This is a genomic window from Streptomyces sp. NPDC018947 (genome assembly GCF_044390505.1).
In the GTDB taxonomy this organism is placed as follows: domain Bacteria; phylum Actinomycetota; class Actinomycetes; order Streptomycetales; family Streptomycetaceae; genus Streptomyces.
Genome location: NZ_JBIRZD010000003.1, coordinates 13495 through 32891, shown reverse-complemented (window position 1 = coordinate 32891; position 19397 = coordinate 13495). Strand labels below are relative to the sequence as shown.

Sequence of the window (19397 nt, the reverse complement as noted above, 5' to 3'; positions counted from 1 at the left end):
GTGGGGGGTCCGCGGGGCGAGAGCCGGGGCCGTGGAGGCGGTGCTCAGCAGCCGTGGTCGACCAGGTCGAACGAGGCGTAGTGGTCGGCCGTGTAGTAGTCCTCCTGGTAGTCCTCGCCGGTGACGACGCGGCGTGCTCCGCGGTCGTCGGAGCCCGGGGTGATCACCGTGTACTCGTGGTAGTAGCCGGTGGACCGGCTGGGCAGGATGCCCTCCCTGTTCTGGAAGACGGTCCCGTCCTGCTCGTACGGGAAGGGGCCGCCCTGCTCGATCAGATCGAGCGTGTCGTGCGCCTGGGAGGGCAGGTCGCTGTAGCAGATGTCACCGACCGCCGAGGGGGCGGCGCCGGCGGTGGTCGCTGAGACGGACCCGCCCACGAGGAGGGCGGACAGGACTGCGGATGCGGCGCCGATCCGTGCGGCGCGTGGGGGGAATCGCATGTCCTCATGATGACGCGCGTAGACGATGGCATGTCAATGACAAGACCGTGGAGGTTGCCGGGACGTCGTATGTGCGTTCCGCGACGGCGCGGGCGGTTCACCGGCAGGGTCGGCGTCCGTTCACCGCCAGCTTCCGGGCGCCCGGACCGCTGGGATGGACCCATGAACACGAACACGAACTCACTCGCCCCGCTGGCCGGCCGGACCGCTCTCGTGACGGGCGGCAGCCGGGGCATCGGCGCGGCCACGGCGCTGCGCCTGGCCCGGGAGGGCGCGGACGTCGCCCTCACCTACGTGCACGGCAAGGACGCGGCGGCCGGCGTCGTGGAGGCGGTCGAGGCCCTGGGACGCCGGGCGGTGGCCCTGCGCGCGGACTCCGCCGACGCCGAGGAGGCGGCGGGAGCGGTGGAGCGCGCGGCGCAGGCGCTCGGGGCCGCACCCGACGTGCTGGTCAACAACGTGGGGGTGGGCCTGCTCGGCCCGCTGGAGAGCCTGTCGGCCGACGACGTGGACCGCCTGCTGGCGGTGAACGTCCGCGGCGTCTTCCTGACCTCGCGCGCCGCCGCGTCCCGCATGGCGGAGGGCGGTCGGATCATCACCGTCGGAAGCTGCATGACCCAGCGGGTGCCGGGCCCCGGCGGGACGCTGTACGCCATGAGCAAGTCGGCCCTCGTCGGGCTGACCAAGGCCCTGGCACGGGAGCTGGGGCCGCGCGGGATCACGGCGAACATCGTCCACCCGGGTCCGGTCGACACCGACATGAACCCGGCGGACGGACCCCACGCCGAGGGCCAGGCCGCCCTGACGGCACTCGGCCGCTTCGGCACGGCGGACGAGGTCGCCTCGACGGTGGCGTACCTGGCGGCCGCCTCGTACGTGACCGGCGCGGAGTTCGCCGTGGACGGCGGCCACGCGGCGTAGCCGGCCTCCGCCCTCCCGGGCATGCGCGCGGGGCGCACCGGTGCTGTCCTGCCGGTGCGCCCCGCGGGTCCGTGGGCGGTGCGTCAGCCGCCCAGTTCCTGGTGGCGGGCGGCCAGGCGGGCCGTGCCGTCCTCCGTCAGGGAGCCGAACAGACGCAGGCGGGAGATGCCGCCGTCGGGGAAGATGTCGACGCGCGCGTGCGTGCCGACGGCCGGCTCCGGCAGGACGAAGCGGTGGTTGGTGTCGGGCTGCATCCGGGTGCGGGGCAGCACCTCGCGCCACTCGCCGTCCTCGCCGTCCTTCACCGACACCGACGCCCAGCCCGCCGAGTTGCCCTTGAGGTACGCCGTGTCGATCTCGATGGCGCGGATCTCGGAGCGGTCCACCAGGCGATAGCTGATCCAGTCGTTGCCCTGGTCACGGCGGCGGCGGGTCTCCCAGCCGTCGTCCATCTTGCGGGAGCGGCCCGGCTGGATGGTGTTGGTGGCCGGCGAGTAGAAGAGGTTGGAGGCGTCCTCGACCTGGCCGCCGTTCTCCAGCGCGACCACGTCGAAGGTGCCGAGCGCGGCGAGCCACTCCGGGTCCGGGACGACCTCGCCGTGGACGCGCAGGCGGGCTATGCCGCCGTCGGGGTGCTGCTTGAGGCGCAGGTGGGTGAAGCGCTGCTCCGCGGAGACGGCGAAGCCGTTGGCCGCGTGGCCGCCGACCGGGGTGCGCGGGACCAGGGTCGTCCACTTCACGTCGTCCGCGAGCAGCTCCTCCGGCGACGGGGAGCCGGCGACCGAGGTGCCCTCGACGGACACGGCCTGCGGGTAGTTGCCGCGGAAGTGGGCGGTGTCGACGACGATGCCGCGGATCACGCCGGGCGCGCCGAGGCGGATCAGCGCCCAGTCGTGGTCCTCCTCGGTCGGCCAGGGGTGCTCGGACGAGACGCCGCGGCGCCGGCGGGTCTCCCAGCCGTCCATGACCTTGCCCTTGTGCCCGAAGTGCTCGGGGTCGAACTCGGCGCGCTCGGGCACCAGCAGGTTCTCCCGCTGGGCGAAGAACTCGTCGTTGGCGGCGACGACACCGGCGCCCAGTCGCCGGTCGGCGAGGTTGGCGTACTGGGTGAAGGGGAGGTCGGCCGTGCGGTAGTCCGCGTACGGGTCTCCGCCTCCGTAGGGGTTCGCGTCTCCGGTGAAGCTGGCCAACGAGGTGTTCTGCTGGGCCGTCACGGTGATCAGGTGTTCCTTTCGGGGTCGTTCGGGATGTGTGTTCCGACAGGCCCGGACCGGTCAGGTCCGGGAGAGGAGCTGTCCCTTCGGCTCGGTGAACGCGCCGTCCGCCACGATGCGCTGTCCGCGCAGCCAGGTGGACTTCACGACGCCGTACAGGGTCTTGCCCGCGTACGCGGTGACGCGGTTGCGGTGCTGGAGGCCGGCCGGGTCGACGGTGAAGGTCTCGTCGGGGGCCAGCACGGCGAAGTCGGCGTCGCGGCCCGGCGCGACGGCGCCCTTGCGGGCCTCCAGTCCGACGAGGCGGGACGTGTTCGCCGACATCCAGCGGACGATGTCCTCCAGCCCGTGGCCGCGTTCCCGGGCCGCGGTCCACATGGCGGCGAGGCTGAGCTGGAGACCGGCGATGCCGCCCCAGGCGGTGGCGAAGTCGTCGGTCTTCAGGTCGGCGGTGGACGGGGAGTGGTCGGTGACCACGCAGTCGATGGTGCCGTCCGCCAGCGCCCGCCACAACAGGTCCTGGTTGGCCGCCTCGCGGATGGGCGGGCAGCACTTGAACTCGCTCGCGCCGTCCGGGACTTCCTCGGCGGTGAGCGTGAGGTAGTGGGGGCAGGTCTCCACGGTGAGGCGGACGCCCTCGGCGCGGGCCTCGGCGATCAGCGGCAGGGCGTCGCTGGAGGACAGGTGGAGCACGTGCACCCGCGCGTTGAACCGCTTCGCCTGCTCGATGAGCGTGGCGATGGCGGTGTCCTCGGCGTCGCGCGGACGGCTGGCGAGGAAGTCGGCGTACCTGGGGCCGCCCTGCTGCGGGGCCGCGTCGAGGTGGTGCGGGTCCTCGGCGTGGACGATCAGCAGGCCGTCGAAGGCGGCGATCTCCGCGAGGGACCGGGCGAGCTGCTCCTGGTCGAGGTGCGGGAACTCGTCGACGCCCGAGGGCGACAGGAACGCCTTGAAGCCGAAGACCCCCGCCTCGTGCAGCGGACGCAGGTCCTTGACGTTGTCGGGCAGGGCGCCGCCCCAGAAGCCGACGTCGATGTGGGCCTTGTCGGCGGCGACCTCCTGCTTGACGCGCAGGTGGTCGACCGTGGTGGTCGGCGGGAGGGAGTTGAGCGGCATGTCCACGAGGGTGGTGATGCCGCCGGCCGCCGCGGCGCGGGTGGCGGTCCAGAAGCCCTCCCACTCGGTGCGGCCGGGGTCGTTGACGTGCACGTGGGTGTCGACCAGGCCGGGCAGGACGACGTGGTCGCCCACGTCCTCCAGACGGGCCCCGTCCGGCACGGGCGCGTCGTACGGGAGCACGTCCGTGATCGTGCCGCCGCTCACCGCGATCGACGCGGCGCGTATGCCCTCGGGAGTGATGACGCGCGTCGAGCGCAGCACCAGTTCAGTCTGGGACACCCGAACCCCTCTCTCTGCAGTCGTTCTGCCGCCGGTCCGCCGGCCTGCCGGTTCACAACGGGAAACGGGATCTGTCGCCACACAACGGACTTCAACGTTCTGTTGAAGGAGTCTTCACTTCCCGTTCCACCCCGTCAAGAGGCACCCTTCGACCGGGCACGCCCGACGGCTCCGCTCTGGACGTTTCCACAAAGCGGAATTAGTATTCCGACAGACAGAACGTAGCTATGTACAAGCGGGGAGTCAACCGGCCGCCGGGTAGGCTTCTGCCCTCCCGCCAGCCCCGAAAGGAACGTGCCGTGCCGACGTCCAGCGCCAGCACCACCGACTCCGCCAGGTCCGCCACCGGCGGCGTCCAGTCCTTGGAGCGCGCCTTCGACCTGCTCGAACGGATGGCGGACGCGGGCGGCGAGGTCGGCCTGAGCGAGCTGTCCGCCAGCAGCGGGCTGCCGCTGCCCACCATCCACCGCCTGATGCGCACCCTCGTGGCCTGCGGTTACGTGCGCCAGCAGTCCAACCGGCGCTATGCGCTCGGCCCGCGGCTGATCCGGCTCGGCGAGTCCGCCTCCCGGCTGCTGGGCACCTGGGCGCGCCCGCACCTGGCCCGGCTGGTCGAGGAGACCGGCGAGACGGCGAACATGGCACTGCTCGACGGGGACGAGATCGTCTACGTCGCCCAGGTGCCGTCGAAGCACTCCATGCGGATGTTCACCGAGGTCGGGCGGCGTGTCCTGCCGCACTCGACGGGCGTCGGCAAGGCGCTGCTCGCGGACTTCCCGCCCGAGGAGGTGCGGGCCCTGCTCCACCGCACCGGCATGCCGGCCGCGACGGAGAAGACGATCACCACACCGGACGGCTTCATCGCCGCGCTGGAGGACGTGCGGCGCCAGGGGTACGCGATCGACGACAACGAGCAGGAGATCGGCGTGCGCTGCCTGGCCGTCTCGGTGCCGAACTCCCCCACCGCGGCCGCCATCTCCATCTCCGGTCCGGCGGGCCGCGTCACGGAGGACGCGACCGAGCGGATGGTGCCCCTCCTCCAGCAGGTGGCCGCCGAACTCTCGGAGGCCCTGCTGGCCTCGGGCGGTACCCCGGCCGCGTAACCCTTCGCCCGTTCCGGCGCGCCGGGCCTCGCCTCAGCGGCGCGGCCCGCCGCCGAAGGCGTCGACGGCGTCGCGGACGTCCGTCAGCGCCCGGGAGAGGGCACTGACGGAACCGATCGCCCCGGCGATCAGCAGCAGGGAGCGGTGCAGCCGCGGCGCCTCGGGGACGCCGTGGTCCGTCATCGCGGCCAGGGCGGCCAGTTCGTCCTCGGCGATCGCCCGGTCCGGGAAGTCCGCCGGCAGCACGGCGAGCCGGCGGCGCAGCCCGGCCACCGCCGTCCGCAGGGCCGCCACTCGCACATCCTCGTCGCCGGCGGCCACTCGCCTCTCTTCCAAGCTCCGCAACACAGCCCTCCCCCTCGCACTCCGTCGTGCGCCCCCTGCGTGGTGACCCGCCGAGCCCCCCCCTGACGCCGGCCGGAGACCCGGGACGCGGGCCAGTAAACGCCACCCGGCACGGGACGCGCCACCACGAGGGCCGAAATTCAGTCCCGCGAGAACCGGCGGGCGCCGGGGCGTTTGACGGGCGGTCCGGTATGCAGGAGCCATGACGGACAACGAAGACCAGGTGGCGGGGCTACTGCTCGCCGCGGGGGGCGGGCGGCGGCTCGGCGGCCGGCCCAAGGCACTGCTCGCACATCGCGGACACCCGCTCGTCGAACACGCGGTCGGCGTGCTGCGCGCGGCCGGCTGCGCCCGCGTCCACGTCGTGCTCGGAGCGCGCGCCGGGGACGTACGGGCCCGGGCGGCGCTGGAGGGGTGCGTCCTCGTGGACAACCCGGAGTGGGAGCGGGGCATGGGCACCTCGCTGCGCGCCGGGCTCGCCTCGCTGACCGGCACGGGGGCGCGGGCGGCGCTGGTCTCCCTGGTGGACCAGCCCGGCATCGGCGCGGAGGCGATGGCTCGGGTGCGCGCCGCGTACCGGGACGAGACCTCACTCGTCTCGGCGGCCTACGCGGGTGTGCGCGGGCATCCCGTCCTCCTCGGGGCGGCGCACTGGGCCGAGGTGGCGGCGACCGCGAGCGGGGACCGCGGGGCACGCGCCTATCTGAGGGAACACGAGGCGGAGATCACCCTCGTCGAATGCGGGGACGTCGCACGGCCCTACGACATCGACACCGAGGCCGACCTGCGCCACCTTGAGTGAAGGGTGTGGCACTGGGCGCCACCTTCCCTCGACTCAGAGAATCTCGACATCAACAAACCATTGAAGTTCCACGATGAGGAAACTACTATCCACTGACCAGAAGCACTCGACCGCACAGCGAGTGCGTGATGTCCCCATATGCGCCTCTGGCACCCGGTGCCACCGCTGAAGGAAGTGACCGCTCATGTCCGCACCAGCGCCGTCCCCGCTGGCCATCGTCGACGCCGAGCCCCTGCCGCGGCAGGACGAGGTCCTCACCGACGCTGCGCTCGCCTTCGTGGCGGAGCTGCACCGGCGGTTCACGCCCCGGCGTGACGAACTCCTCGCCCGCCGTGCGGAACGCCGCGCCGAGATCGCCCGCACCTCCACGCTCGACTTCCTCCCGGAGACCGCCGCCATCCGCGCGGACGACTCCTGGAAGGTCGCCCCCGCTCCGGCCGCGCTGCAGGACCGCCGTGTCGAGATCACCGGCCCCACCGACCGCAAGATGACCATCAACGCCCTCAACTCGGGCGCCCGGGTCTGGCTCGCGGACTTCGAGGACGCCTCGGCCCCGACCTGGGAGAACGTTGTCCTCGGCCAGCTCAACCTGACCGCCGCCTACACCCGCACCATCGACTTCACCGACGAGCGCACCGGCAAGTCGTACGCCCTGCGCCCGAACGAGGAGCTGGCCACGGTCGTCATGCGCCCGCGCGGCTGGCACCTCGAGGAGCGCCACCTCCGGGTCGACGGCCGCCCGGTGCCCGGCGCCCTCGTCGACTTCGGCCTGTACTTCTTCCACAACGCCCAGCGCCTGCTGGACCTCGGCAAGGGCCCGTACTTCTACCTGCCCAAGACGGAGTCCCACCTCGAGGCCCGCCTGTGGAACGACGTCTTCGTCTTCGCGCAGGACTACGTCGGCATCCCGCAGGGCACCGTCCGCGCCACCGTCCTGATCGAGACGATCACGGCCGCGTACGAGATGGAGGAGATCCTCTACGAACTGCGCGACCACGCCTCCGGCCTGAACGCGGGCCGCTGGGACTACCTGTTCTCCATCGTCAAGAACTTCCGTGACGGCGGCGCCAAGTTCGTCCTGCCGGACCGCAACGCGGTGACGATGACGGCCCCGTTCATGCGCGCGTACACCGAACTCCTCGTGCGCACCTGCCACAAGCGCGGCGCGCACGCGATCGGCGGCATGGCGGCGTTCATCCCGTCCCGCAAGGACGCGGAGGTCAACAAGGTCGCCTTCGAGAAGGTCCGCGCCGACAAGGACCGCGAGGCGAACGACGGCTTCGACGGCTCCTGGGTCGCCCACCCCGACCTGGTGCCGATCGCCATGGAGTCCTTCGACAAGGTCCTCGGCGACCGGCCGAACCAGAAGGACCGCCTGCGCGAGGACGTCGACGTCAAGGCGGCCGACCTGATCGCCATCGACTCCCTGGACGCCAAGCCGACGTACGCGGGCCTGGTCAACGCGGTGCAGGTCGGCATCCGCTACATCGAGGCGTGGCTGCGCGGGCTGGGCGCGGTCGCCATCTTCAACCTGATGGAGGACGCGGCCACCGCCGAGATCTCCCGCTCGCAGATCTGGCAGTGGATCAACGCGGAGGTCGTCCTCGACAACGGCGAGCAGGTCACCGCCGAGCTGGCCCGCAAGGTCGCCGCCGAGGAGCTGGAGAACATCCGCGCCGAGATCGGCGACGAGGCGTTCGCGGCCGGCAACTGGCAGCAGGCGCACGACCTGCTGCTGACCGTCTCGCTCGACGAGGACTACGCCGACTTCCTCACGCTGCCGGCGTACGAGCAGCTCAAGGGCTGACGCCCGGCACACGCCCGTGCCCCCGGTACCGCACAGCACCGGGGGCACGGGCGTGTGCGCGTCACTCCAGGTGCACGGACCAGTCCTGCTCAGCGGCCGGCTTGCCGTGCAGGTCGGGCACCTGCTTCAGCCAGTCGGGGCGGCCCCGCCGGGTACGTGCCGCGCGCCGCGCCTCCTCGGCGGCCAGCTCCTCCCGGCTCGGGAAGTCGACCGGCAGCCACTGCGCGGACGCCTTCACCCGCGCGCCGAGGTAGCCGGCGTAGGCCGCCCTCAGCTCGTCCGGCCCCGCGAAGCCGGGCTCGCCCGTCAGCCAGGCGTCGGGCACCTCGGCGACGACCTCGCGCAGCAGTTCACCGGTCACCTTCGGCGCGAGTTCGGCGTCGGCGGCACGCACGTCTGGGGCGCTGTGGCCGAGGGCGTGGTGGCGGAAGTCGTACGCCTTCTCCGGCGCGGACGCGTCCCAGCGGTGGTGGAAGACGAGGGCTGCGCCGTGGTCGATGAGCCACAGGTGCGGGGGCGCGGCGCCGAAGGTGGGCCAGACCATCAGGTTGGAGCTGTGCACGGTGCGGTCGACGTTGACGGTGAGAGCGTCCAGCCAGACGATCCGGCCGGCCTCGACCGGGTCCACGGGGAACGTCCTCGCCACCTCGGGCGTGTAGTCGCGGGCGCCCGGCAGGTGGTCCATGCCGAGGTTGATCCCGGCACTGGCGTCGAGCAGGTCCCGCACCTCCTGGTGCGGCTCCCGGGCGCCGATGGCCGGATCGAAGTCGACGAGGACCAGCTCCGGCACCCGCAGTCCCAGCGCCTTCGCCAGCCGTCCGACGATCACCTCGGCGACCAGCGCCTTGTGCCCCTGCGCGGAGCCGGTGAACTTGACGACGTACGTGCCCAGGTCGTCGGCCTCGACCACACCGGGGACCGAGCCGCCGGTGTGCAGGGGCTCGATGTAGCGGGTGGCGGTGACCTCTCTCAGCACGTCCCCCCCTTCCCTTCGGCCTCGGGCATGAAGTGAGCATAGTAACCGAGGGTGATCGCGGGCCGCCCGGCCCCGTCCGCACCGCCCGGGGTCAGGAGCCGAGGCCGCTGAGGGCGTCGGCGAGGGTGGCGACGGCCGCGGGGTTGCGTGGGCTTTCGACGAGGTCCGCGTAGTCGAGTACGACGAACCGGTCGTTCCTGACGGCGGAGACGTTCGCCAGCGGCTCGTAGGACTTGAGGAACGCCCGCTTCTGCTCCGCGGTGGTGTCCCCGTAGTCGTTGATCACGATGACCTCGGGGTCGCGGGCGACGACCGTCTCCCAGCCCACGGGGGCCCAACTGTCCTTCAGGTCCTTCATGACGTGGTCGCCGCCGGCCTTGGTGATGATGTCGTGGGGTCCGGCGTAGGCGCCCGCCGTGAACGGCTTGTCCCGGCCGCTGTCGTAGAGGAACACCCTGGGCCGGTCGGCGCCCTTCGGGGCCCTGGCCCGTGCGTCGGCCACCTGCCGGCGGAACGAGGCGACGAGGGCCTCGGCCCTGTCCTCGACGTCGAAGACCTCGCCCAGGTTGCGCAGGTCCGTGTAGAGCGCGTCGAGCGGCGCCATCACCCCGCGTGCGGTGCCCTGTCCGTTGCGGCACGACTCGCTGAGCACGTACGAGTCGACACCCACGCGTCGCAGGGCGGCGGGCGTGAACCCCTCGCCCTCGTCGAAGCCGTAGTTCCAGCCGGCGAAGACCAGGTCGGCACGGGCGTCCAGGACCAGTTCCTTGGTGATCCGGCCCTTCGAGAGCCACGCGGCCTCGTGGTAGCCGTCCTTCCACGGCACGGTCGTGAGGTCGCCCTTGTCGTCGGGCATGACGTATCCGGCCATGTGGTCCTCGAGGCCGAGGGCGAACATGATCTCGGTGATGCCCACGTCGTTGGTGACCACGCGCCGCGGAGCCCTCTCGAACGTCTTCTTCTCGCCGCAGTTCTCGACGGTGACCGGATAGTGGCCGCCGGGCGCCCCCGCCGCGTCCCGCGTCCCCGGCCGGGACGGGACCTCGGCGCCGCAGCCGGTGAGGGCGCAGGCCAGGACGAGGGCGAGGACGGGGGCGGCGGGGCGTACGGGCCTCGGCATGGTGACGCGGACTCCTTCGATGACGGACCGGCGGTGGACTACGGGGAGGGAAGGCGGTCGAAGAGCAGTTGGACCGCGCCGGTCTCGGGGTGGGGGACACGGTGTGCCCGGACGCCGAAGACGTCGGCGAGCAGGCCGGGCGTGAGGACGTCGTGGGGGGTGCCGGAGGCGACGATCCGCCCGCCGTCGATGACGTGCAGGAGGTCGCAGTGGAGCGCGGCGAGATTGAGGTCGTGCAGCGCGGTGAGCACGGTGCGCCCGCCCGCCCGCAGCAGGGAGAGGACCTCCAACTGCTGGGCGATGTCCAGGTGGTTGGTGGGCTCGTCCAGCACCAGCACCCGCGGCTGCTGGGCGAGGGCGCGGGCGATCAGGACCCGCTGCTTCTCGCCGCCGGAGAGCGTGAGGAAGCCGCGGTCCGCCAGATGGCCGGCGCCCGCTCCCTCCAGCGCGGCGGCACACGCGCGCCGGTCCTCCTCGGTCTCCCGGGCCACCGCCCCCTGGTGCGGCAGCCTGCCCATGGCCACGACCTCGGCCACCGTGAAGTCGAACTCCGCGGACGCCTCCTGCGGAAGGGCCGCGAGCCGGCGGGCGCTCTCCCGCGCGCTCAACGCCGACAGGTCGTCGCCGCCGACGCGCACCGCACCGGCCGTGGGACGCAGGGCCCGGTAGACGCAGCGCAGCACGGTCGACTTGCCGCTGCCGTTGGGCCCGACGAGTCCGACGAACCGGCCGCTGTCCGCGTGCAGCGAGACGTCCTCCACCACCCGCGCGCCGGAGATCTCCACGGTGAGCCTGTCGATGTCGACCCGCATCACACGCCTCCGAAGGTGTAGGTGCGTCGGCGCATGAGCAGCAGGAAGCACGGCACGCCGATCGCGGCCGTCAGTACGCCCAGCGGCAGTTCGGCGGGGGCGAGCACCACGCGTGACAGGACGTCGACCCAGATCAGCAGAACGGCGCCGGCCAGGGGCGCGACGGCCAGCAGCCGGCGGTGGTCGGCGCCGACGAGCATGCGGGCGGCGTGCGGGACCATCAGGCCCACGAAGCCGATCGCGCCGCTGACCGCGACGACGGCCCCGGTGACGGCGGCGGCGGTGAGGAACAGCTCCCTCCGCAGCCGGCCCGGGTCCACTCCCAGCGCGGCCGCGGTCTCGTCGCCCATGGCGAGGGCGTTCAGGCGGCGGGCCGACCAGCCGAGGTGGACGAGGCCGCCGAGCACGGCGCCCGCGGCGATCGGCACGGAGGACCAGCTCGCCCCGCCCAGACTGCCGAGGAGCCACATCATCGCGGACCGGGCCGCCTCGCCGCGCTCGGCGGCGAACACCATGAACGTGGTCACGGCCGAGAAGCCGTAGTACAGCGCGGTACCGGTGAGCACGAGCCGCAGCGGAGTCAGTCCGCGCGGGGTCCGGGCGACCGCGTACACCAGCAGCATGGCGGCGAGCGCGGAGAGGAACGCCGCCGTGGACAGCGCCCAGACGCCGAGCGCCGCGAAGGCGCCGAAGATGAGTACGGCGTTGGCTCCGACGGCCGCGCCGGAGGAGATGCCGAGGACGAACGGGTCGGCGAGCGCGTTGCGGACCATGGCCTGGACGGCGACGCCGACGGACGCCAGACCGGCGCCCACGACCGCGGCGAGCACGGCGCGCGGCAGGCGCAGCTCCCACACGATGGTGTACGAGGCCACCTCGTCCGGGGCCAGGGTCCCGCCGGACAGTCCCGCCCACAGGCAGCGCAGCGTCTCGCTCCAGGAGAGCCCCGACGCCCCGATGCCGGCACCGCAGGCCAGGGAGACGGGGAGCGCCACGCACAGGCCGGTCACGAGCAGGGGCAACGGGACACGCCGGGGCGGTGGGGGGCCGCCGCCGTGCTCGCGGCGCGGTGCGGCGGGTATGCGGTCGCGGAGCGTGGCCACAGGCGGATCGCTTTCGCCTCGGGCCGTGCGCCTGCGTGATCGAAGGAGCGGGCCCGGGCGCCGGGCGCCACACGCAGCACCTCTCGCAGTCCACGGCGATTGACAGGAGCTTCACCACCGCGGGTAATCGGGCTCGCGCGGCCCTGTACGGGACCGCGCCCACCGTTGCGGGTCAGCGCCGGACTTCGACCGGACTTCCCCCGCGAGGCGCTTGCAGCTTAACCCCTGTCCCGCGCCCGGCCGCCACGGGGAAGCGCCTCTCCCCGTCGTCGAGGCGCCGGGCGGTGACGGTCAGCCGCCGAGGAGCTGCCGCATGCTCGCGAGTTCCTCGTCGTCGGCGCTGCGCGGGGTGCGCGGCCCGCATCCCGAGACCACCCGGGCGAAGTCGGCCGCGGCGGCGTCGATGCGCGCGGCCAGCGCGGAGCCGGCCGAGGCCGTGCCGAAGTCGTCGGTGGCCGCGTACACGCCGCGGGGCGAGACGATGGCGTGCAGGTAGGAGAACATCGGCCGCAGGGCGTGCTCCAGCACCAGGGAGTGCCGCTCGGTCCCCCCGGTGGCGCCGATGAGCACGGGCATGTCCGAGAGCGTCTCCTCCGGCAGGACGTCGAAGAACGACTTGAACAGCCCGCTGAAGGAGGCGTTGAAGGCGGGGGTCACCGCGATCACGGCGTTCGCGGCGCCGAGTGTCCCGAAGACGGCTTCGAGCTGCTCGGAGGGGAACCCGGCGAACATCGCGTCCATGATGTCGTGACCCAGGGGACGCAGTTCGAGCACCGTGGAGTCCACGGCCCTGCCGCCGGCCTCCAGTTCGGCGCGCACCGCGGCTTCCAGGCGGTCGGCGAGCAGCCGGGTGGAGGACGGCTGGCGCAGGCCGCTGCTCAGGGTGACCAGTTTCGTCATGGCGGTTCAGCCTCCACTCCGGTGTCCGGCCCGGCCGCGGCGGCGGCCTCGGCGAGACTCTTCTCGCGCAGCAGCTCGTGCGTCGGCGCGGGCGGTACGTCGGCGGGCCTGCCGACGGCGAACTCCTTGCGGAGCACGGGCACGACCTCCTCGCCCAGGAGGTCGAGCTGTTCCAGCACGGTCTTCACCGGCAGCCCGGCGTGGTCGATCAGGAAGAGCTGGCGCTGGTAGTCGCCGGCGTATTCACGGAAGCCGAGGGTGCGTTCGATCACCTGTGCCGGGGAGCCGACCGTCAGCGGGGTGAGGGCGGTGAAGTCCTCCAGGGACGGCCCGTGCCCGTAGACGGGGGCGTTGTCGAAGTACGGGCGGAACTCGTTCACGGCGTCCTGGCTGTTGCGCCGCATGAAGATCTGGCCGCCGAGGCCCACGACGGCCTGGCGGGCGCTGCCGTGGCCGTAGTGCTCGAACCGCGAGCGGTACAGCTCGACCATGCGCTGGGTGTGGGACGCGGGCCAGAAGATGTGGTTGGCGAAGAAGCCGTCGCCGAAGTAGGCGGCCAGCTCGGCGACTCCGGGGGTGCGGATGGAGCCGTGCCACACGAAGGGCGGGACGCCGTCCAGCGGACGCGGGGCGAGGGTGAAGCCCTGCAGGGGGCTCCTGAACTCGCCCTCCCAGTTCACGACGTCCTCGCGCCACAGTCTGCGCAGCAGCGTGTAGTGCTCGACGGACAGCGGCATCGCCTGCCGGATGTCCTGGCCGAACCAGGGGTAGACCGGGCCGGTGTTGCCGCGTCCCAGGATGACGTCGGTGCGCCCGCCCGACAGGTGCTGGAGGACGGAGAAGTCCTCGGCGATCTTGACCGGGTCGTTGGTGGTGATCAGCGTGGTCGACGTGGACAGCACGATCCGTTCGGTCAGCGCGGCGATGTGGCCGAGGAGCGTGGTCGGTGAGGACGGCACGAACGGCGGGTTGTGGTGCTCTCCGGTGGCGAAGACGTCCAGGCCGACCTCCTCGACCTTCTTCGCGATGGTCACCGTGTCCCTGATGCGCTGCGCCTCCGTCGGGGTGAGGCCCGTCGTGGGGTCGGTGGTGACGTCGCCGACGGTGAACACGCCGAACTGCATTGCGTGGGCCGAGGAGGGTTCCATGAGTGGTTTCTCCCGATCACGTCATCGCCTTCGTGCCCGCCCGCTCCCCCCCCCGGGCGCATGGGCCCCTCCCTGCTACCACGCTCCTCCGCCGGCCCCGGTGGCGCAACCTCGAACGGGACGGGGCCCGCGGCTCAGACTCCGGAGTAGGAGTGCTTGCCGCCGAAGAGGAAGTTCACGCCGTAGTAGTTGAAGAGGTACGTGGCGAAGGCCACGAAGGCGATGTACGCGGCCTTGCGGCCCTTCCAGCCCGACGTGGCGCGGGCGTGGAGGTAGGAGGCGTAGGCGATCCAGGTGACGAAGGACCAGGTCTCCTTGGGGTCCCAGCCCCAGTAGCGGCCCCAGGCCTCGCCGGCCCAGATGGCGCCCGCCACGATCGTGAAGGTCCACAGGGGGAAGACGGCCGCGTTGATGCGGTAGGACAGCTTGTCCAGGGTGGCCGCCGCGGGCATGCGGGCCAGGACGTCGTTGCCCACCATGCGGGTCCACAGCAGCAGCCGGGAGCCGGCCGGTCCCTCCTTGTCCCGCACCGACTCGGCCAGCCGGCGTTCGAGGGCGGCGACCCGGCCGTCGGCGAGGCGCGTCTCGAAGCTGTCGCGCAGGAGGTAGACGAGTGCCGAGAGCGCGCCGAGGTACAGGGCCGCGCCGCAGAGGATCGCCACGGACACGTGGATCCACAGCCAGTACGACTGGAGGGCGGGGACGAGCTGGTCGCTCTCGGTGTAGAGCCAGGTGACCGCGACGCCCAGGTCGAGCAGGACGGTGGTGACCAGCGGCAGTCCCGCCCAGCGCACGTTCTTGCCGAGGAGGAGCAGGACGAGGTACAGGCCGACGACCGCGGTGGAGAAGGTGGTGGAGAACTCGTACATGTTGCCCCACGGCGCCCGCTCGGCGGACAGCGAGCGCGTCACCACCCCGCAGGCCGAGAGCAGGAAGGCGAGCGTGGTCAGGGAGACCGCGATCCGGCCGGAGAGGTCGCCCTGCTCGTCGCCGCCGTGCGCACCCGGACCGTCGGCGGCGGTGGAGGCCCCGCCACGGAACCGCGCGACCACCTTGGGACGCTCCAGCACGGCCGTCCCCCCGGCCGCGGACCGCGCCCCGGGCCGCCCGGCGGCCTGTGTCCCGTCCCGCTCGGCGACGAGCGCGGCGGCCGTGCGGCCGACCTTGCTGCGGCTGCCGAAGACCCATTCGGCGATATGGGCGAGGAAGGCCAGCGAGTAGACGGCCATCGCCGAATAGATGAACCAATTACTCAGCTCGGCCAAGTTCTCGTTGGTGGCGGCCAGGTTGTTCACTTCTTCCACCTCGAAGAGGGTGCGAACAGGGACGGGCGCGGTCGCACCCTGTCGTCACCCTAACGTCAGACGGTGACGGCTCCCTCGCCAGGTCCCGCCCCCGCCGGCGCACAAGCCTCGGGGCATCGCGGGGAGTTGATGACGGGTCAGCACTCACCCCGGTGCGGCACCTCCCGGCCTTCGCGGGACCGCGCCTTCCACGGGATTGGCCGGAAATCGACGCGCACGGCCCCAGGGGGATCGCGGTTGACGGTGATCAAGCCCCGTGATTCAATCGATCCGGAGATGGGCGGTAATTCGCCATTTCCCCAGAAGAATTCGAAGACGAATTCAACGGACCCGGCCTCTCGGTGACCTCACCGCCGGGTCCGCTTTTACGCCGGAGGGGGATTTTCGGCTGTCTGAGCAGCCGACCACGCATGCACACACCACTCGACACACTCAGCCTCCATGAATCTCTGGAGTCGCCGGTCATCGAGTCGATGAATTTCCTCAACGAAGTGTCCCAGCGTTTCCCGGACGCGCTCTCCATGGCCGCCGGACGGCCGTACGAGGGATTCTTCGACATCGATGCCGTACACGAATACCTGCGCCTTTACGAGTCGCATGTCAGGTCTCTTTCCGGCGGCGACGAGGCGCTGGTGCGCCGCACGCTCCTGCAGTACGGGCGCACCAAGGGCATCATTCACGACCTGATCGCCGAGAACCTCGCCACGGACGAGGGCATCCACGTCGATCCGGAGAGCATCGTCGTCACCGTCGGCTGCCAGGAAGCGCTGTTCCTGACGCTGCGCGTACTGCGCCGGGACGACCGGGACGCCCTCATTACGCCCATGCCCTGCTATGTGGGCGCGACCGGTGCCGCCGCCCTCGCCGACATGCGGGTACTGCCGGTCGCGGAGCACTCGGCCGGCATCGACGTCGAGGAACTGGGACGGGTCGTCGCCCGGGCCAAGGCGGACGGCCTGCGGCCCCGGGCCTGCTACGTGGTGGCCGACTTCGCCAACCCGTCCGGCGCCACCCTCGACGCCGGCACCCGCGAGGCGCTGATCCGGCTGTCCGAGGAGCAGGACTTCCTGATCCTGGAGGACAATCCGTACGGGCTGTTCGCCCCCCTGGGTGCCGAGCCGACGCCCACGTTGAAGGCGCTCGACGGCGACCGGCGCCGGGTGGTCTACCTGGGCTCGTACGCCAAGACGGGACTGCCGGGAGCGCGCATCGGATTCGCCGTCGCCGACCAGCCCACCGCGTCCGCCGACGGCGGCACGGTACTGCTCGCCGATCAGCTCGCCAAGGTCAAGAGCATGCTCACGGTGAACACCTCGCCCATCGCCCAGGCCGTCATCGGCGGGAAACTCCTGGCGCACGGGTGCAGCCTGAGGTCGGCCAACACCCGGGAGACCGAGCTGTACCAGGGGAATCTGCACCACGCTCTGAAGGAGCTGGCCCGGCACTTCCCCGAAGGCAGCGCTCCCGAGGTCACCTGGAACACCCCGGCCGGCGGATTCTTCGTGGTCCTCACCGTCCCGTTCCCGGTCGACGACGACCTTCTGGTGCATTCCGCACGCCGGCACCGGGTCCTGTGGACTCCGCTGCACCACTTCTACGGCGACGGGCGTCCGCGCCGCCGAATCCGCCTGTCCCTGAGTTATCTGACACCCGATGAGATCACAGTGGGCATCGAGCGCCTCGCGGAATTCATCCGCGAACAGTCCGATGTCCAGAGCCTCCCGAAGGGGATTTCGTGAGTACTTTCGACGACCTCGACGTCGATCACGTCGGTTTCTCGGTCGGTAATCTGACCGAGGCGACGGAGTTCTTTGTCAAGGGCTACGGGATGGAGGTCTTCGCACACTCGGTTCCCGGTACGTCCGAAGAAACGGCACGCCAGGTCAGTCTGGGCGGCGGAAACATACGGATGCTGCTGACCGATGCACAGGACACCGACCATCCGGCGGCCGCCTATGTCAATCGTCACGGTGACGGCGTGTCGGACATCGCGCTGAGCACCGCGGACGCGGCGGGGGCGTTCGCGGAAGCGGTGCGGCGCGGCGCCGTGCCGGTGGCCGAGCCGCGCGAGCGGGACGGTGTCGTGACGGCGACCATCGGCGGGTTCGCCGATGTCACCCACACCTTCGTGCAGCGCGCCACCGGGCTCGACCCCCGCGCCCTGCCCGGCCTCTCCCCCGCCGGCCGCGGCGACGCGCAGGCGCGGCCGGACGCGCCCGCCGGTCTGCACACCGTCGACCACTTCGCCGTCTGCCTGGAGGCCGGCCAACTGGCCCCGACCGTCGCCTTCTACGAGACGGTCCTCGACTTCGAGATGGTCTTCACCGAGCGGATCATCGTCGGCGGCCAGGCCATGGACTCGCAGGTGGTGCAGAGCCGGTCCGGCGCGGTGACGCTCACGCTGATCGAGCCCGACACCTCCCGGGAGCCCGGGCAGATCGACACGTTCATCAAGGAGCACGGGGGCGGCGGTGTGCAGCACGTCGCCTTCGCCACCGACGACATCGTCGGGGCGGTGCGGCGGCTCGGTGCCGACGGCGTGGGCTTCCTGACCACTCCGTCGACGTACTACGACATGGTGCCCGAGCGCCTCGACCTGCGGCGCCACTCGCTCGACGCGCTGCGCGAGTCGAACATCCTGGTCGACGAGGACCAGGACGGACAGCTCCTGCAGATCTTCACCAAGTCGGCCCACCCGCGCGGCACGCTGTTCTTCGAGGTCATCGAGCGGCTCGGTGCCCGCACCTTCGGCAGCGGGAACATCAAGGCCCTGTACACCGCGGTGGAGATGGAGATGCAGCAGGCACGGCAGGACACCGGCCGGTGACCTCCCCATCCCCCACCTCCTCCGCCCCCGGCCCCGGGGCGCAGGCCCCGCTCACCGTCGCCGACGTGGCGGAACTCGCCGCGCGGCGGCTGCCCGCGGACGTCCTGGACTTCGTGAACGGCGGCAGCGGCGACGAGTCGGTCCAGGCGGCGAACCGGGCCGCCCTCGACGGAGTCCGGCTGGTCCCGCGGGTGCTGGTTGGCACGGACGAGGCGAGCACCTCGGGCCGGCTGGTGCGCAGCGCCGCGGGCATGCCGCTGGCGGTGGCCCCGATGGCGTACCAGCGGCTGCTGCACCCCGAGGGCGAACTGGCCGCGGCGCGGGCCGCGCGGGCGGTGGACGTGCCGTTCGTCGTCAGCACGCTGAGCAGCTACTCCGTCGAGGAGATCGCCGCGGTGGGCGGGACCGTGTGGTTCCAGCTGTACTGGCTGCGCGACCGGGACGCGGTGCTCGATCTGGTGTGCCGCGCGGAGAAGGCCGGCTGCGAGGCCCTGGTGGTCACCGTCGACGTTCCCCTCATGGGCCGCCGGCTGCGGGACGTGCGCAACGGCTTCAGCCTGCCGCCGCAGGTCACGGCCGCGAACCTCGGGCCGGCCCCGGACACGGCCGCGCACCGGCGGGAGGACGGCCGGTCCGCCGTCGCCACGCACACCGCGCAGGCCTTCGATCCGGCCCTGTCCTGGGAGGACCTCGCCTGGCTGCGGGAGAGGACGAGTCTGCCGCTGCTGGTGAAGGGCGTCCTCGATCCGCGGGACGCCGTCCGGGCCGTGGACGCCGGTGCCGACGGGGTGATCGTCTCCAACCACGGCGGCCGTCAGTTCGCCGCCGCGGTGCCCAGCGTCACCGCGCTGCCCCGGGTGGTCGAGGCGGTCGGCGGCCGCTGCGCGGTGCTGCTCGACAGCGGGGTGCGCACCGGTGCGGACGTGCTGCGGGCCCTCGCGCTGGGCGCGGACGGGGCCCTGTGCGGCAGGCCGCTGCTGTGGGGGCTGGCGATGGACGGAGAGGCCGGGGCGCGGCACGTCCTGGAGCTGCTGCGGGACGAGTTGCGGGAGTCCCTGCTGCTGGCGGGCTGCCCGGACCTCGCGGCCGCCCGCCGGCTGGAGGCGGTCGTCGTCTGACCCCGCCGGTGTACCCGACGGGCGTCCGCCGATGAACTCGGCGGACGCCCGTCGCGTCA

General features: G+C 72.1%; 18 protein-coding genes and 1 riboswitch. Of the genes, 7 read left to right on the top strand and 11 right to left on the bottom strand.

The annotated features are described in order from the left end of the window. Nucleotides 1-44: 44 nt before the first annotated feature. Entirely contained in the window at nucleotides 45-440 is a 396-nt protein-coding gene (locus ACH499_RS08250; protein WP_356202098.1) for a ribonuclease, read from the bottom strand. 162 nt (nucleotides 441-602) lie between these two features. Here ACH499_RS08250 and ACH499_RS08245 point away from each other — a divergent pair, with 162 nt between their 5' ends. Next, a complete protein-coding gene (locus ACH499_RS08245) occupies nucleotides 603-1361 on the top strand; it encodes an SDR family oxidoreductase (RefSeq protein ID WP_356202100.1) in 759 nt (252 codons plus the stop codon). A gap of 83 nt (nucleotides 1362-1444) precedes the next feature. Here ACH499_RS08245 and alc read toward each other — a convergent pair whose 3' ends face one another. Next, complete coding sequence (gene alc / locus ACH499_RS08240; protein ID WP_399014341.1) at nucleotides 1445-2575, bottom strand: allantoicase; 1131 nt, start codon at nucleotides 2573-2575, stop codon at nucleotides 1445-1447. A gap of 60 nt (nucleotides 2576-2635) precedes the next feature. Then, nucleotides 2636-3973 (bottom strand): allantoinase AllB, encoded by a 1338-nt coding sequence (allB, locus tag ACH499_RS08235; RefSeq protein ID WP_356202104.1) that lies wholly within the window; start codon nucleotides 3971-3973, stop codon nucleotides 2636-2638. 299 nt (nucleotides 3974-4272) lie between these two features. Here allB and ACH499_RS08230 point away from each other — a divergent pair, with 299 nt between their 5' ends. Then, nucleotides 4273-5076, top strand: coding sequence for an IclR family transcriptional regulator (locus ACH499_RS08230; protein ID WP_356202106.1), 804 nt, complete (start codon nucleotides 4273-4275; stop codon nucleotides 5074-5076). A 33-nt stretch (nucleotides 5077-5109) separates the two neighbouring features. Here the strand turns inward: ACH499_RS08230 and ACH499_RS08225 are convergent, their stop codons facing one another. Then, nucleotides 5110-5424 carry a DUF5955 family protein gene (locus tag ACH499_RS08225; RefSeq protein ID WP_399014340.1) on the bottom strand — a complete coding sequence of 105 codons (315 nt, stop codon included), beginning with the start codon at nucleotides 5422-5424 and terminating at the stop codon, nucleotides 5110-5112. Between the two features lie 199 nt (nucleotides 5425-5623). Between ACH499_RS08225 and ACH499_RS08220 the strand changes: the two genes are divergently transcribed. Both ACH499_RS08220 and aceB read left to right on the top strand, forming a co-directional pair. After that, nucleotides 5624-6223: a nucleotidyltransferase family protein gene (locus ACH499_RS08220; protein WP_356202110.1), complete on the top strand. Its 600-nt coding sequence runs from the start codon at nucleotides 5624-5626 to the stop codon at nucleotides 6221-6223. Nucleotides 6224-6407: 184 nt separating this feature from the next. Beyond that, on the top strand, nucleotides 6408-8030 hold the full coding sequence (gene aceB, locus ACH499_RS08215) for a malate synthase A (RefSeq protein ID WP_356202112.1): 1623 nt from the start codon (nucleotides 6408-6410) through the stop codon (nucleotides 8028-8030). Between the two features lie 61 nt (nucleotides 8031-8091). On the opposite strand, the gene ACH499_RS08210 is transcribed toward aceB, so the two are convergent. The 7 genes from ACH499_RS08210 to ccsB form a co-directional block, all read right to left on the bottom strand. Continuing rightward, nucleotides 8092-9006: a HipA family kinase gene (locus ACH499_RS08210; protein WP_356202114.1), complete on the bottom strand. Its 915-nt coding sequence runs from the start codon at nucleotides 9004-9006 to the stop codon at nucleotides 8092-8094. A gap of 91 nt (nucleotides 9007-9097) precedes the next feature. Beyond that, nucleotides 9098-10126, bottom strand: coding sequence for an ABC transporter substrate-binding protein (locus tag ACH499_RS08205; RefSeq protein WP_356202116.1), 1029 nt, complete (start codon nucleotides 10124-10126; stop codon nucleotides 9098-9100). 38 nt (nucleotides 10127-10164) lie between these two features. After that, nucleotides 10165-10938: an ABC transporter ATP-binding protein gene (locus ACH499_RS08200; RefSeq protein ID WP_399014339.1), complete on the bottom strand. Its 774-nt coding sequence runs from the start codon at nucleotides 10936-10938 to the stop codon at nucleotides 10165-10167. Continuing rightward, nucleotides 10938-12041 carry an iron ABC transporter permease gene (locus ACH499_RS08195; RefSeq protein ID WP_356202120.1) on the bottom strand — a complete coding sequence of 368 codons (1104 nt, stop codon included), beginning with the start codon at nucleotides 12039-12041 and terminating at the stop codon, nucleotides 10938-10940. The genes ACH499_RS08200 and ACH499_RS08195 overlap by 1 nt, the downstream gene beginning before the upstream one ends. Before the next feature lie 121 nt (nucleotides 12042-12162). Continuing rightward, nucleotides 12163-12242, bottom strand: a riboswitch (cobalamin riboswitch). A 90-nt stretch (nucleotides 12243-12332) separates the two neighbouring features. Beyond that, on the bottom strand, nucleotides 12333-12941 hold the full coding sequence (locus tag ACH499_RS08190) for a CE1759 family FMN reductase (RefSeq protein ID WP_356202122.1): 609 nt from the start codon (nucleotides 12939-12941) through the stop codon (nucleotides 12333-12335). Further along, nucleotides 12938-14065 (bottom strand): LLM class flavin-dependent oxidoreductase, encoded by a 1128-nt coding sequence (locus ACH499_RS08185; RefSeq protein ID WP_399014726.1) that lies wholly within the window; start codon nucleotides 14063-14065, stop codon nucleotides 12938-12940. Before ACH499_RS08185 ends, ACH499_RS08190 begins: the two co-directional genes overlap by 4 nt. A gap of 158 nt (nucleotides 14066-14223) precedes the next feature. Then, entirely contained in the window at nucleotides 14224-15384 is a 1161-nt protein-coding gene (ccsB, locus tag ACH499_RS08180) for a c-type cytochrome biogenesis protein CcsB (RefSeq protein WP_399014724.1), read from the bottom strand. A 500-nt stretch (nucleotides 15385-15884) separates the two neighbouring features. On the opposite strand from ccsB, the gene ACH499_RS08175 reads away from it, so the two are divergent. From ACH499_RS08175 to ACH499_RS08165, 3 genes are read left to right on the top strand one after another with little or no spacing between them, the layout of a single operon-like run. Then, complete coding sequence (locus ACH499_RS08175) at nucleotides 15885-17132, top strand: PLP-dependent aminotransferase family protein (RefSeq protein ID WP_399014338.1); 1248 nt, start codon at nucleotides 15885-15887, stop codon at nucleotides 17130-17132. Further along, nucleotides 17129-18220 carry a 4-hydroxyphenylpyruvate dioxygenase gene (gene hppD, locus ACH499_RS08170; protein WP_356202126.1) on the top strand — a complete coding sequence of 364 codons (1092 nt, stop codon included), beginning with the start codon at nucleotides 17129-17131 and terminating at the stop codon, nucleotides 18218-18220. Before ACH499_RS08175 ends, hppD begins: the two co-directional genes overlap by 4 nt. Beyond that, a complete protein-coding gene (locus tag ACH499_RS08165) occupies nucleotides 18217-19338 on the top strand; it encodes an alpha-hydroxy acid oxidase (protein WP_399014337.1) in 1122 nt (373 codons plus the stop codon). Before hppD ends, ACH499_RS08165 begins: the two co-directional genes overlap by 4 nt. Nucleotides 19339-19397: the final 59 nt, after the last annotated feature.

Coding starts and splice junctions, on each gene's coding strand:
- ACH499_RS08250 (WP_356202098.1), bottom strand. CDS start 440: ATGCGATTCCCCCCACGCGCCGCACGGATCGGCGCCGCATCCGCAGTC.
- ACH499_RS08245 (WP_356202100.1), top strand. CDS start 603: ATGAACACGAACACGAACTCACTCGCCCCGCTGGCCGGCCGGACCGCT.
- ACH499_RS08220 (WP_356202110.1), top strand. CDS start 5,624: ATGACGGACAACGAAGACCAGGTGGCGGGGCTACTGCTCGCCGCGGGG.
- aceB (WP_356202112.1), top strand. CDS start 6,408: ATGTCCGCACCAGCGCCGTCCCCGCTGGCCATCGTCGACGCCGAGCCC.
- ACH499_RS08205 (WP_356202116.1), bottom strand. CDS start 10,126: ATGCCGAGGCCCGTACGCCCCGCCGCCCCCGTCCTCGCCCTCGTCCTG.
- ACH499_RS08200 (WP_399014339.1), bottom strand. CDS start 10,938: ATGCGGGTCGACATCGACAGGCTCACCGTGGAGATCTCCGGCGCGCGG.
- ACH499_RS08190 (WP_356202122.1), bottom strand. CDS start 12,941: ATGACGAAACTGGTCACCCTGAGCAGCGGCCTGCGCCAGCCGTCCTCC.
- ACH499_RS08185 (WP_399014726.1), bottom strand. CDS start 14,065: ATGCAGTTCGGCGTGTTCACCGTCGGCGACGTCACCACCGACCCCACG.